Genomic DNA, 13,021 nt, shown 5'->3' on the forward strand with positions numbered 1-13,021 from the left:
GCGCGAGGCCCCTCTCCCGGATGTCCGGGAGGGGACGGCCTCGCGCGCGCCGAGCCATCCGTCTGCGTAAAGTTGCATAAGCGAAGAATTTGGGAGAGTGCGCAGTGTCGATCGAGGTCAAGATCCCCGATATCGGTGATTTCAAGGACATCCCGATCATCGAGATCCTGGTGAAGGAGGGCGACACCATCGGGGCCGAGGACCCGATCGTCTCGCTCGAATCCGACAAGGCGACGATGGAGGTGCCCTCCCCGTCGGCCGGCGTGATCGAGAAGATCCTGGTCAAGGTCGGCGACAAGGTGAGCGAGGGCAGCGCGGTCCTGCTGCTGAAGGGCGAGGGCGAGGAGAAGGCCCCGGCCGCAGCCTCCGCCTCGACCCCGAATGGCGGCGCGCCGCCCGCCGCCGACACCGCCGCCCTGATGCCGAAGCAGGAGCCGGATCCGGCCAAGCCCGCCGCTCCCCCGGTCCCGGCAGCGCCCGCCTCGTCCGCGCCGGACTTCTCGAACGTGCATGCCAGCCCCGCCGTCCGGCGGCTCGCCCGCGAACTCGGCGTCGATCTCACCGCCATCAAGGGCAGCGGCGAGAAGGGCCGGATCACCAAGGAGGACGTGAAGGGCTCGCTGGTGCGCTCGGCCGCCCCCGCGGCCCCGGCAGGCGCGGTCGCCCCGACCGGCGGCATGGGCATCCCGGAGATCCCGGCGGTGGACTTCTCGAAGTTCGGCCCGACCGAGGTGAAGCCGCTGCCGCGGATCAAGAAGATCTCCGGCCCGCACCTGCACCGCGCCTGGCTCAACGTGCCGCTCGTCACCCATTCGGACGAGTCGGACATCACCGAGACCGACGCCTACCGCAAGGAACTCGACACTGCCGGCAAGGACAAGGGCTACCGCGTCACCCTGCTGTCGTTCCTGATCAAGGCCGCGGTCTCGTCGCTACGTCAGCACCCGGAGTTCAATTCGTCGCTGAACCCCGAGAAGGACGCGTTGATCCTCAAGAAGTACTACAACATCGGCGTCGCCGTCGACACGCCGGACGGCCTCGTCGTCCCGGTGGTCAAGGATGCCGACCGCAAGGGCATCGTCGAGATCAGCCAGGAGCTGGGCTCGCTGTCGAAGAAGGCCCGTGACGGCAAGCTCGGCAGCGGCGACATGCAGGGCGCCACCTTTACGATCTCGTCGCTGGGCGGCATCGGCGGCACCGGCTTCACGCCCCTCGTCAATGCTCCCGAGGTCGCGATCCTGGGCGTCGTGCGCTCCAAGATGGCGCCGGTCTGGAACGGCACCGAGTTCAAGCCGCGCCTGATGCTGCCGCTCTCGGTCTCCTACGACCACCGCGTGATCGACGGCGCGCTCGCGGCGCGCTTCACCCGCCACCTCGCCCACGTCCTCGAGGACGTCCGGCGCCTCGTCGTCTGACGAGAGAAAAAGCGAGGCGATCCGATGAGCAACGAAGTCCGTCTGCCGGACATCGGCGACTTCAAGAACGTTCCGGTGATCGAGGTGCTGGTCAAGGCCGGCGACACGATCGCGGTCGACGACACCATCGTCGTCCTGGAATCCGACAAGGCGACCATGGACGTCCCCTCCTCCGTGGCCGGCAAGGTCGTGGAGGTGAAGGTCAAGCCCGGCGACACGGTCACGGAAGGTGACCTGCTCCTGGTGCTGGAGGGCGCGGCGTCGGCCGGCCAGGCCAAACCCGAGGTCGCCGAGAAGGCGGCCCCGGCGCAAGGCTCGGCTCCCGCGGCCGGCGGCTCGCCGCTGGCGGCGGGCACCGGCCAGGCCGGCTACGGCTCGCCGGCCACCGCCGGCGGGACGGGGGCGTCTGCCGCCCCGGCCCCGAGGGGCGCGGCCCCGGTCTCCGGCGAGGAGATGCGGGCCGAGGTGCTGGTGCTCGGCGCCGGCCCCGGCGGCTACACGGCGGCGTTCCGCGCCGCCGACCTCGGCAAGAAGGTTATTTTGGTCGAGCGCTGGGCGAGCCTCGGCGGGGTGTGCCTCAACGTCGGCTGCATCCCCTCGAAGGCCCTGCTCCACGCCGCCAAGGTAATCGACGAGAGCCAGGCGATGGCCTCGCACGGCATCAGCTTCGCCGCTCCCCAGATCGACATCGATCAGTTGCGGAGCTGGAAGGAAGGCGTGGTCAAGCGCCTGACCGGCGGCCTCGGGGGTCTGGCCAAGCAGCGCAAGGTGACGGTCGTCACCGGCACCGCCCGCTTCGTCAGCCCGCACCAGATCGAGGTCGAGCACGAGGGCACCAAGAAGGTCATCGGCTTCGACAACGCGGTCATCGCGGCCGGGTCCGAGCCGATCAAGATGCCGTTCATCCCGCACGACGACCCGCGGGTGATCGACTCGACCGGGGCGCTCGAGCTCGACGGGGTGCCGAAGCGCCTCCTCGTCATCGGCGGCGGCATCATCGGCCTCGAGATGGCGACGGTCTACCACGCGCTCGGCTCCAAGGTGACCATCGTCGAGCTGATGGACCAGATCATCCCTGGCGCCGACAAGGACATCGTCACGCCGCTCTTCAAGCGGATCTCGAAGCAGTACGAGGCGATCCACCTCAAGGCCAAGGTCACGGCGGTCGAGGCGCTGCCTGAGGGCCTCAAGGTGACGTTCGAGGGCGGCTCGGCGCCTTCGACCGACACCTTCGACAAGATCCTGGTCTCGGTCGGCCGCCGTCCCAACGGCAAGCTGATCAACGCCGAGGCGGCCGGCGTCGCCGTGGACGAGCGGGGCTTCATCCCGGTCGACAAGCAGATGCGCACGACGGCGCCGCACATCTTCGCCATCGGCGACGTGGTCGGCCAGCCGATGCTCGCCCACAAGGCGGTGCACGAGGGCAAGGTCGCGGCGGAGGCCGCCGCCGGCAAGAACTCGTTCTTCGACGCCAAGGTGATCCCGTCGGTGGCCTATACCGATCCGGAGGTGGCCTGGGTCGGCCTCTCGGAGAATGAGGCCAAGGCCAAGGGCATCAAGGTCGGCAAGGGCGTGTTCCCGTGGGCGGCGAGCGGCCGCTCGCTCTCGCTCGGGCGCGACGAGGGCCTGACCAAGGTGCTGTTCGACGAGGAATCGAACCGCATCGTCGGCTGCGGCATCGTCGGCCCCTCGGCGGGCGACCTGATCGCGGAAGCCGCGCTCGCCATCGAGATGGGGGCGGATGCGGAGGATATCGGGCTCACCATCCACCCGCACCCGACCCTGTCGGAGACGGTCGGCATGGCGGCCGAGGCCTTCGAGGGTACGATCACCGACCTCTACATGCCGAAGAAGAAGGCGCATTGAGGCGATAACTTCGATGTGGGGCGGCATCGCCGCCGCCCCGCGCAATCTTGATCAAGTCAAGCGCGGGATCCCCTCTCCCGAGTGGGAGAGGGGTAGCGGTGAGGGTGGCGACGGTGCCGGATAAAACTCCGGCCGTACCGCTAACAGCACGACACTCTGCGGTTCGCACTGAAGCGTGCCACCGTCACCCCCGACCCCTCTCCCACACGGGAGAGGGGAGGTCCCGCGCATCATCTTCGAATGACTATCGACGCGTCAGCGTAGTCGCCAGCGCAGCAGGCGACAGGGCTGGGACTCTGTGTCCCTGCTCTGGTGCTCTGCGCTCGCAAACATGTCTGCCCGCCGTCCCCAGCGGGATCACGACCCGAACCTTGAGCGTTGCCACCCTGATCGGCGCCCGCGAAGGCGCCGGCCGGGAGACGACCCCGCGCGCCTTGGCGCACTCGTCATCCCGCAAACACACCAGGAGGACTTGCCCGTGGACGAGCAACTCGAGAAGGCCGCCCTCGACTACCACCGCTTCCCGACGCCCGGGAAGATCGCCGTGCTGCCGACCAAGGACATGAGCACGCAGCGCGACCTCGCGCTCGCCTATTCGCCGGGCGTCGCGGCGGCCTGCCTGGCGATCGAGAAGGACCCGGCCCAGGCCGCGGAGCTCACCTCCCGCGGCAACCTCGTGGCGGTGATCTCGAACGGCACCGCGGTGCTGGGCCTCGGCAATATCGGGGCGCTCGCCGGCAAGCCGGTGATGGAGGGCAAGGGCTGCCTGTTCCGCAAGTTCGCCGGCATCGACGTGTTCGACATCGAGATCGACGAGACCGATCCCGGCAAGCTCGTCGACATCATCGCGAGCCTGGAGCCGACCTTCGGGGGCATCAACCTCGAGGACATCAAGGCCCCGGAATGCTTCGAGATCGAGACCCGCCTGCGCGAGCGGATGAAGATCCCGGTCTTCCACGACGACCAGCACGGCACCGCGATCATCGCCGCCGCCGCGATCCTCAACGGCCTCGAGGTGGTGGCGAAGAAGATCGGCGAGGTGCGCGTCGTCTGCTCGGGCGCCGGCGCGGCGGCGATCGCCTGCCTCAACCTGCTGGTCAGCCTCGGCCTCGACAAGAAGAACGTCCTCGTCACCGACAGCCGCGGCGTGATCTACCAGGGCCGCAACAACCTCGACGCCCAGAAGGCGCTCTACGCGCAAGTCACCGAGGCGCGCACGCTGGCCGACGCGGTGCCGGGCGCCGACATCTTCCTCGGCCTCTCGGCCGCCGGGGCGCTGACGCCGGAGATGGTCAAGGGCATGGCCGACAAGCCCCTGATCCTGGCGCTCGCCAACCCCGAGCCGGAGATCCGGCCGGAGGCGGCCAAGGCCGTGCGCCCCGACGCGATCATCGCCACCGGCCGCTCGGACTATCCGAACCAGGTCAACAACGTCCTGTGCTTCCCGTTCATCTTCCGGGGTGCACTCGATGTCGGCGCCACGACGATCAACGAGGAGATGAAGCTCGCCGCGGTGCGGGCCATCGCGGAACTCGCCCGGGCCGAGCAGTCGGACGTGGTGACGGCGGCCTACGGCACGCAGGACATCGCCTTCGGGCCCGACTACCTGATCCCGCGCCCGTTCGACCCGCGGCTCATCACCAAGGTGGCGCCGGCCGTGGCGCTCGCCGCCACCGAGAGCGGCGTCGCGACGAAGCCGCTGCTCGACGTCGAAGCCTATCGCCGCTCGCTGGAGAGCCGCGTCTACACGTCCGGCACGGTGATGCAGCCGGTCTTCGCCGCGGCGAGCGAGGCGGCCCGCGCCCGCGTCGCCTATGCCGAGGGCGAGGACGACCGGGTCCTGCGCGCCGCGCAGGTCGTGGTCGACGAGGGGCTGGCCCGGCCGGTGCTGGTCGGCCGCCGCGAGGTGATCGCCGACAAGATGAAGGCTTTGGGCCTTCGCATCGAGGTCGGCCGCGACGTCGACGTGCAGGACCTCGACGACGAGGCCTTCCAGGCGCAGGCCGCGCAGGGCTACTACGCCGCGCGCAAGCGCCACGGCCTGTCGCGCGAGGTGGCGCTCGCGGAGGCGCGGCGCAACCCGACACTGGTCGGCGCGATGCTGCTCAAGCTCGGCCAGGTCGACGGCCTGCTCTGCGGCGGCACCGGCTCCTATCACAGCCACCTGCGCCACGTGCGCGAGGTGATCGGGATGGCACCGGGGGTGAGGGCGCTCACCGCCATGAGCCTCCTGCAGCTGCCGCGGCACACCCTGTTCATCTGCGACCCCTACATCCACCTCGATCCGGGTGCGGAGGAACTGGCCGACATGACGCTCCTGGCCGCCGCCGAGATGCGCCGCTTCGGGCAGACCCCGCGGGTGGCCCTGGTCTCGCATTCGAGCTTCGGCACCGCCCGCAACCCCTCGGCCGAGAAGATGCGCGCGGCGCTGGCGCTCATCACCGAGCGGGCGCCGGACCTCGAGGTCGAGGGCGAGATGCAGGCCGACGCGGCGCTCAGCCGGCCGCTGATGGAGCGGGTGTTTCCGGACTCGCGCCTCACCGGCGAGGCCAACCTGCTGGTGATGCCGAACCTGGACGCCGCCAACATCACCCTCAATGCCCTGAAGGTGGTGGCCGGGCAGGGCATCAGCGTCGGGCCGATCCTTCTCGGGGCTGCCGCTCCGGTCCACATCCTCACCCACACCACCACCGTGCGCGGCATCGTCAACATGACGGCGGTGACCGCAGTGGCGGCGGCGTCGCGGGCGGAGTGACCCGGGAACCCGGGACGAAGGGAACCGGCCGCCGGGCGATCCGGCGGCCGGCCTCGAGGGCTCGCGGTGCTCCGGGCCAAGAGCATCTACCGCATCACATCACACCGGGCTCTCGGACAAGACATTATTCCCATGTTTTGCTGCGTCGCGTGACGCAGTATTTGCGCATCTCGACGTTCCTTTCGGAGGCAATCAGGCAAGAAATCTTAACTTTCCCTGGGGAAGAATGAGAGCTCCTGCTAGAGGGGAGCATCATGAGCCTTGCCAGCAAATTCGTTGGTCTGTGTACCGTCAGTCTGGTGTCGAGCGCCCTGCTGGCAGGGGCGGTGATGCTGTACCGGCACTCGGACGGGCAGGTGAGGGCGGCCAACGAGAACCGCGTCGCATCGATGCTCCTCGCCGACGAGCTTCGGCAGGTTTCCGACGATCTGACAAGGCTCAGCCGGACCTACATCGCCACCGGCAAGCCCACCTACAAGCAGCAATACAAGGACATCGTCGACATCCGCGCCGGCCGGAAGCCGCGCCCGATCGATTATCATCGCATCTACTGGGATTACGTAGCCGCCGGCGATCCCAAGCCGCGCCAGGACGGCGAGGCCGTGTCGGTGGACGCGCTGATGGATCGTCTCGGCGTCACGGCGGCGGAGAAGGAGAAGCTGGCCGAGTCGGTCCGCAACTCCAACGATCTCGTCAAGGTGGCCAACGCGGCGATGAAGCTCGCCGAGAGCGGCGAGGCGGGGGCCCGGGACGAGGCGATCCGGCTCGTCCACACCGACGAGTACCACGCCGCCAAGGCCCAGATCATGAAGCCGATCGACGACTTCTACGTCATGCTGGATGCGCGGACGAAGCACGCGGTCGCCGACGGCGAGGGGCGGGCCGCCCTCGCCTTCGCGGTCGTCATCGGCATGCTCGCCGTCACGCTCGCCTCGATGATCGCCCTGGCCTGGTTCGCCTACGAGGCCCTGGTGCGCGGCTACGCCGCGGTCGGCGGCGCGATGGGCCGGATCGCCGCCGGCGACTACGCCGCCGAGGTTCCGGGGACCGGTCGGCGCGACGAGGTCGGCGACATGGCCCGCAGCCTCGAGACCTTCAAGACCAACCTCGCCGCCGATCTGGAAGCCCGCCACGCCCGGGAGAGCGAGGAGCGCCGGGTCGTCCGCCGTGCGGAGACGGCGGCCCTGGCCGACGCGTTCGAGGAGGCGGTGGGCGGCATCGCCCGGACCGTGGCCGCCTCGGCGACCGAGCTGCAGGCGACCGCCCAGGCGATGTCACACCTCGCCGGAGGCACGGCGGAGCGCTCCGCCTCCGTGACCCAGGCGGCGCAGGAGGCTTCGGCCAACGTCGCCACCGTGGCGGCGGCCGCCGAGGAGCTGAGCGCGTCCGTGGGCGAGATCGCCCGCCAGGTCTCGGATTCGGCCGCCCTGGCCCGGGAGAGCGTGACGGAAGCCGCGCAGACCGCCGACTTGGTGCGCACCCTGAGCCAGGCGGCGACCCGGGTCGGGGACGTGGTCGCGATGATCAACGGCATCGCCGGCCAGACGAATCTCCTGGCGCTCAACGCCACCATCGAGGCGGCCCGGGCCGGCGAGGCCGGCCGCGGCTTCGCGGTCGTCGCCGCCGAGGTGAAGCAGCTGGCCAACCAGACCGCCAAGGCGACCGAGGAGATCGCGAACCAGATCGGCGACATCCAGGGCGCGACCCGCCAGGCCGTCGACGCGATCGGCGGGATCGCGTCGCGGATCGACGATCTGAGCGGCATCTCGACCGCGATCTCCGCGGCGGTCGAGGAGCAGGGGGCCGCGACCCGCGAGATCGTCCGCACCATCAGCCAGGCCGCGACCGGCACCGGCGCGGTCACGGCGACGATCAACGGCGTGGCCGACGCGGCGGGACAGGCCGGCCAAGCGGCCGGGCGGGTGCTGAGCGTCTCCTCGTCGGTCTCGCAGGATGCGGAGCACCTCAGCACCGAGGTCACGCGCTTCCTGACCCGGATCCGCGCCGCTTGAGGCGCGCCCGGGGGCGGTCCTCCGCCCCCTAGACCTGGTCGAAATCCACCGTCACCCGCCCGGAGGTCGGACGGGCCTGGCAAGTGAGGACGAAGCCGGCCTCCACTTCCCACGGCTCGAGCGAGTAGTTCACCTCCATGGCGACGTTGCCGTCGACCACCTTGGCGCGGCAGGTGCAGCACATGCCGCCGCGGCACGAATACGGCAGGTCGAGGCCGGCGCGGATCGCGGCGTCGAGGACCGCCTCGCCCTCGGCGACCGGGACCTCGGTGGCAATGCCGTCAGTGATGACCGTGGCGAGCGCCGCCGGCGCCGCCGTCGCGGAGACCGGACGGGCGGCGCGGGCGCGGCCTCGCTCGGCCGGGGTGAAGCGCTCGACATGGACGCGCTCGCGCGGCAGGCCGAGACCGAGGAGCGCGCCTTCCACCGTGTCGATCATCTCGCTCGGACCGCACACGAAGGCGTGATCGACGAGCGAGGCCGGGACGACATTGCGCAGGAAGAGCGCCGCCTTCTCGCCGTCGAGACGGCCGTTGAGGACCGAGACGTCCTGCGTCTCGCGGGAGAGGATGTGGAAGACCGAGAGCCGGTCGAGGAAGCGGTCCTTCAGGCTCTCCAGCGCCTCCCGGAACAGGATCGAGCCGGTGGCGCGGTTGCCGTAGAACAGGAAGAAGCGGCTCTGCGGCTCGGCGGCGAGCACGGTGCGGATGATCGACAGGATCGGGGTGATGCCGGAGCCCGCCGCGAAACCCACGAAGGTGCGGGCCTCGCCAGGGTGGATCTCGACGCCGAAGCGGCCCATCGGCGGCATCACCTCGATCTCGTCGCCCGGCGCGATCGCCTCGTTGGCGAAGCCGGAGAACAGGCCGCCCTCGACGCGCTTGATCGCCACCCGCAAGTCCGGATCGCCGACGCCGGAGCAGATCGAGTAGGAGCGGCGCACCTCCTCGCCGTCGATGGTCGCCTTCAGGGTCAGGTACTGGCCGCAGGAGAAGGCGAAGGCCGTGCGTGCCTCCTCCGGCACCGCGAGGGAGATCGAGACGGCGTCCGGCGTCTCGCGGCGGATATCGGCGACGCGCAGGCGATGGAAGCGGGGGGTCATCGGCGCCTCAGATGCACTTGAAGTAGTCGAACGGCTCGCGGCACACCGTGCAGCGCCACAGCGCCTTGCAGGCGGTGGAGCCGAACTCGGAGACCTTCTCCGTGCCGGCCGAGCCGCAATGCGGGCAGGCCACCCGCTCCTCGCCGAACAGGGCCCGGCGCGAGGCCTTTCCCGCTGGCGGAGCAATGCCGTAGGCGGTGAGCTTGGCCTTGCCCGCCTCGGTCATCCAGTCGGTGGTCCAGGCCGGGGAGAGCACGAGGCGCACCCGCGCGTCCGGGATACCGGCCTGCGCCAGCGCGGTCTGCACCTCGATCCCGATCACGTCCATCGCCGGGCAGCCGGAATAGGTCGGCGTGATCGCGACCTCGACCCGGCCGTCCTCGACGGTCACCGCGCGCAGCACGCCGAGATCTGCGATGGTGAGGACCGGGATCTCGGGATCGCACACGGTCGCGGCGGCGGCTTGCGCCCGCCTGGCCAGATCGGCGTCGGCGGGGGTCACCAGGTCGCCCCCGGATGGGCGCGCTGCAGGTATTGCAGGTCGGCCAGGATGAAGCCGAGATGCTCGCTGTGGCGCCCGGCCCGGCCGCCGCTCTGCATCCAGCCGCCCGCCGGGCGAGCGAGGGTGGCCTCACGCAGGATGTGGTCGATCGTGGCGTCGAACTCCGCGCGCAGGGAGCGCGGGTCCGGCAGCGTGCCGGCCTCGATGAGCGCCGCCTCGGCGGCATCGACCTCGAACATCTCGCCCGTATAGGACCACAGCTCGTCGAGGGCGGTGCGGGCGCGCTGGTGGCTCTCCTCCGTGCCGTCGCCGAGGCGGATCAGCCACTCGCCGGAATGGCGCAGGTGGTAGGCCGTCTCTTTCTCGGCCTTCGCCGCGATGGCCGCGAGCGTCGTATCGCGCGAGGCGGTGAGCGCCCGGTAGTACGGATCGATGAAGGCCGAGAACAGCACCTGCCGCACGATCGTCCCGGCGAAATCGCCGTTCGGCTGCTCGACCAGCAGGCAGTTGCGGTACTGCCCGGCCTCGCGGCGATAGGCGAAGTCGTCCTCGGCCAGCCCCTCCCCCGCCACCTCGGCGGCGTAGGCGTAGAAGGAGCGGGCCTGGCCGACGCAGTCGAGCGCGATGTTGGCGAGCGCGATGTCCTCCTCCAGCATCGGCGCGTGGCCGCACCACTCGGACAGCCGGTGCCCGAGGATCAGCGCGTCGTCCGCCAAGCCGAGGATGCCGGCCAGCAGCGGGGTCACTGAGAGGCTGAGGGAGGTGGTGGGCATGGGGGCCTCGGGGAATTCGGGGGCCGCGAGTGGACGATCACGCCGGTGACGGATGAGGCACGGGATTTCTCCTCTCCCTGCGGGCGGGGAGAGGGTCACGGCCCCCTTGCCGGGGCCGTGACGAGCGGAGGCGCAGCCACAGCGAGGGTGAGAGGGGTCTCGACGGGCCTCCTCCGGCACCTCACCCTCGCCCTGCGGGCTCCCTGACCCCTTCGGTGCTCAGGCCTCTCCCCGCCCGCGGGGAGAGGAGGACCCGCGCCCTATTCTTGGAGCGCGCGGGCGCGCGTCACATATGCCCCACCTCGTCCGGCACCTCGTAGAAGGTCGGGTGGCGGTAGATCTTCGAGGCGGTGGGCTCGAACAGCACGTCCTTGTCCGCCGGGTCCGAGGCGACGATCGCCGCGGAGGGCACGACCCAGAGCGACAGGCCCTCGCCGCGCCGCGTGTAGACGTCGCGGGCGGCCTGGAGCGCCATCGCGGCGTCCGCCGCGTGGAGCGAGCCGACATGCTTGTGCGCCAGGCCGTTGCGGGAGCGGATGAACACCTCCCAGAGCGGGATCTTCTGCTCGGGCATCGTCCCCTCCCTCACGCTGCCTGCGGCACGGCGTCGGCCTGCGCCGCCCGGCGGGCGCGCTTGTCGGCATGGGCCATCGCCGCCTCGCGCACCCAGGCGCCGGCGGCGTGGGCATCGCGGCGCTGCTTCATGCGCTGGCGGTTGCAGGGGCCGTTGCCGGCGAGCACCTGCTTGAACTCCTCCCAGTCGATCGCACCATAGCGCCAGTGGCCGGCCGCCTCGTCGTAGGCGAGATCCGGATCTGGGAATGTCAGGCCGAGATACCGCCCTTGCGGCACCGTCGCGTCGACGAATTTCTGACGCAGCTCGTCGTTCGAGAAGCGCTTGATCTTCCACTTCGTCGACTGGTCAGAGTGCTGGCTCTCGGCGTCCGGCGGCCCGAACATCATCAGGCAGGGCCACCACCAGCGGTTCAGGGCGTCCTGCGCCATCGCCTTCTGCTCGGGCGTGCCGCGGCAGAGGGTCAGCATGATCTCGTAGCCCTGGCGCTGGTGGAAGCTCTCCTCCTTGCAGACGCGGATCATCGCGCGGGCGTAAGGCCCGTAGGAGCAGCGGCAGAGCGGGATCTGGTTCATGATCGCCGCGCCGTCGACCAGCCATCCGATCGCGCCGATATCGGCCCAGGTCAGGGTCGGGTAGTTGAAGATCGAGGAGTACTTCGCGCGGCCGGCGAGCAGCTGGTCGACCAGCTCCTCGCGGCTGGTGCCGAGGGTCTCGGCGGCGGAATAGAGGTAGAGCCCGTGGCCGGCCTCGTCCTGCACCTTGGCAAGCAGGGCGGCCTTGCGCTTGAGCGTGGGCGCGCGGGTGATCCAGTTGCCCTCCGGCAGCATGCCGACGATCTCGGAATGGGCGTGCTGCGAGATCTGCCGGGTGAGCGTGCGCCGGTAGGCCTCCGGCATCCAGTCGTTCGGCTCGATCCGCTCCTCGGCGTCGATCCGCGCCTGGAACCGGGCGGCGCGCTCCGCATCCTCGGGGCCGCCGAGCGGGGTCGTGGTCTCTCTGGCGTTGAGGGCCTGCGTGTACATGGCCGCGCCTCCCTGGGCTTTCTGACCCGCAATATGTCACGGAATTTTTGAATTACAAGATTTTTCGTAACACGTTGCGGTGCGGCACGCCCGCGGGAGGGCGTCGCTCAGGCGGCGAACCGCGCGGCGAAATCCGGCCCCGGCAGCGGCAGCGGGCCGGAATCGGTGGTGGCGTTCGCGTCGAGCCAGGCTTCCGCCGCCGGCGCGACGGCGCGGTAGATCGTGGCGCAGAGATCCCGCGCCGCGGCACCGGGCCAGTCGGCCGGCAGGAGGTCGGCCGGCAGCAGCGGGTCCTTGAGCACGGCGCGGCGATACTCGTGGATGAGCAGGATGCGCAGCACCAGGGCGTCGAGCCCCACCGGCGGCTCCGCCGCCACGGCCGCCGCGAAGGTGGCGGTGAAGCGGGCGTAACGCTCGCCCACCTCCGCGACCGGCCAGGCCCGGGCGGCGAGGCGCCGGGCGGTAGCCGGGTCCTCGGGCCGGGCGGCGAGGCGCAAGGCCCCCTCCCCCGCGCCCGCCGCGGGCGCCGCCCCGATCATCAGGTCGGGCCCGAGGCTGCCGTAGCCCGCCGCCGCGAGCTCGGCCCGCCTGTCGCCGGTGCCGTCGAGGAACAGGAGGTCGAAAACACCAGACCAGGCCGGGGCCGGCAGGCCGTAGATCCGCGCTGTCGCCTGGGCGAAGGCGGCGGCGCCGGAGCCGGTCAGGCGGTAGAAGCTGTTGCGGCCGAGCTTCCAGCGCTCGAACCAACCGTCGGCGACCAGCCGCGACAGGGCGGTACGCACCACCCCGTCGCCGATGCGGAACGCCCGGGTGATCGCCAGCAGCGATTCCAGCGACAGCACCCCGCCCCGCGGCACCACCGCGTCGCCGAAAACCGTGACCACGAGGGAGCCGGCGCGGATCGGCGTGCGGGCGTGGAAATGGTCGATGAGCGGCGCGAGGAGGTCGGGCATTCCAGTCCTTCGCGGGGTCCGTCGGGAAGACTGGTTCCCGATAG

At 70.5% G+C, this 13,021-nt stretch carries 10 protein-coding genes; 4 read left to right on the forward strand and 6 right to left on the reverse strand.

The features are described from left to right. Nucleotides 1-104 precede the first annotated feature (104 nt). The 4 genes from aceF to MFF64_RS12950 all read left to right on the forward strand — a co-directional run bounded on the left by aceF (nucleotide 105) and on the right by MFF64_RS12950 (nucleotide 8,048). The gene (aceF, locus tag MFF64_RS12935) at nucleotides 105-1,415 is read left to right on the forward strand and encodes a dihydrolipoyllysine-residue acetyltransferase (RefSeq protein ID WP_099907393.1); all 1,311 of its coding nucleotides are present in this window, start codon (nucleotides 105-107) and stop codon (nucleotides 1,413-1,415) included. A 24-nt stretch (nucleotides 1,416-1,439) separates the two neighbouring features. Further along, the gene (gene lpdA / locus MFF64_RS12940; RefSeq protein ID WP_099907395.1) at nucleotides 1,440-3,281 is read left to right on the forward strand and encodes a dihydrolipoyl dehydrogenase; all 1,842 of its coding nucleotides are present in this window, start codon (nucleotides 1,440-1,442) and stop codon (nucleotides 3,279-3,281) included. Between the two features lie 478 nt (nucleotides 3,282-3,759). After that, nucleotides 3,760-6,036, forward strand: coding sequence for an NADP-dependent malic enzyme (locus MFF64_RS12945; RefSeq protein ID WP_238191101.1), 2,277 nt, complete (start codon nucleotides 3,760-3,762; stop codon nucleotides 6,034-6,036). A gap of 254 nt (nucleotides 6,037-6,290) precedes the next feature. Then, the gene (locus MFF64_RS12950; RefSeq protein WP_238191103.1) at nucleotides 6,291-8,048 is read left to right on the forward strand and encodes a methyl-accepting chemotaxis protein; all 1,758 of its coding nucleotides are present in this window, start codon (nucleotides 6,291-6,293) and stop codon (nucleotides 8,046-8,048) included. A 28-nt stretch (nucleotides 8,049-8,076) separates the two neighbouring features. Here the strand turns inward: MFF64_RS12950 and paaE are convergent, their stop codons facing one another. The 6 genes from paaE to MFF64_RS12980 all read right to left on the reverse strand — a co-directional run bounded on the left by paaE (nucleotide 8,077) and on the right by MFF64_RS12980 (nucleotide 12,977). Then, nucleotides 8,077-9,150, reverse strand: a complete 1,074-nt coding sequence (gene paaE, locus MFF64_RS12955; RefSeq protein WP_099904221.1) for a 1,2-phenylacetyl-CoA epoxidase subunit PaaE — start codon at nucleotides 9,148-9,150, stop codon at nucleotides 8,077-8,079. A 7-nt stretch (nucleotides 9,151-9,157) separates the two neighbouring features. Continuing rightward, entirely contained in the window at nucleotides 9,158-9,655 is a 498-nt protein-coding gene (gene paaD, locus MFF64_RS12960) for a 1,2-phenylacetyl-CoA epoxidase subunit PaaD (RefSeq protein WP_099904219.1), read from the reverse strand. Further along, entirely contained in the window at nucleotides 9,649-10,425 is a 777-nt protein-coding gene (gene paaC, locus MFF64_RS12965; RefSeq protein WP_099904217.1) for a 1,2-phenylacetyl-CoA epoxidase subunit PaaC, read from the reverse strand. Before paaC ends, paaD begins: the two co-directional genes overlap by 7 nt. Before the next feature lie 286 nt (nucleotides 10,426-10,711). Continuing rightward, nucleotides 10,712-10,999 carry a 1,2-phenylacetyl-CoA epoxidase subunit PaaB gene (paaB, locus tag MFF64_RS12970; protein WP_099904215.1) on the reverse strand — a complete coding sequence of 96 codons (288 nt, stop codon included), beginning with the start codon at nucleotides 10,997-10,999 and terminating at the stop codon, nucleotides 10,712-10,714. Between the two features lie 11 nt (nucleotides 11,000-11,010). Then, on the reverse strand, nucleotides 11,011-12,024 hold the full coding sequence (gene paaA, locus MFF64_RS12975; RefSeq protein WP_238191105.1) for a 1,2-phenylacetyl-CoA epoxidase subunit PaaA: 1,014 nt from the start codon (nucleotides 12,022-12,024) through the stop codon (nucleotides 11,011-11,013). 107 nt (nucleotides 12,025-12,131) lie between these two features. Further along, nucleotides 12,132-12,977: a PaaX family transcriptional regulator C-terminal domain-containing protein gene (locus MFF64_RS12980; RefSeq protein ID WP_099906896.1), complete on the reverse strand. Its 846-nt coding sequence runs from the start codon at nucleotides 12,975-12,977 to the stop codon at nucleotides 12,132-12,134. Nucleotides 12,978-13,021: the final 44 nt, after the last annotated feature.

The organism is Methylobacterium frigidaeris (genome assembly GCF_022179185.1).
GTDB lineage: Bacteria > Pseudomonadota > Alphaproteobacteria > Rhizobiales > Beijerinckiaceae > Methylobacterium > Methylobacterium frigidaeris.

Excerpts from the sequence above, each read along its gene's own strand:
- lpdA (WP_099907395.1), top strand. The coding sequence starts at position 1,440 with ATGAGCAACGAAGTCCGTCTGCCGGACATCGGCGACTTCAAGAACGTT.
- MFF64_RS12950 (WP_238191103.1), top strand. The coding sequence starts at position 6,291 with ATGAGCCTTGCCAGCAAATTCGTTGGTCTGTGTACCGTCAGTCTGGTG.
- paaE (WP_099904221.1), bottom strand. The coding sequence starts at position 9,150 with ATGACCCCCCGCTTCCATCGCCTGCGCGTCGCCGATATCCGCCGCGAG.
- paaC (WP_099904217.1), bottom strand. The coding sequence starts at position 10,425 with ATGCCCACCACCTCCCTCAGCCTCTCAGTGACCCCGCTGCTGGCCGGC.
- paaB (WP_099904215.1), bottom strand. The coding sequence starts at position 10,999 with ATGCCCGAGCAGAAGATCCCGCTCTGGGAGGTGTTCATCCGCTCCCGC.
- paaA (WP_238191105.1), bottom strand. The coding sequence starts at position 12,024 with ATGTACACGCAGGCCCTCAACGCCAGAGAGACCACGACCCCGCTCGGC.
- MFF64_RS12980 (WP_099906896.1), bottom strand. The coding sequence starts at position 12,977 with ATGCCCGACCTCCTCGCGCCGCTCATCGACCATTTCCACGCCCGCACG.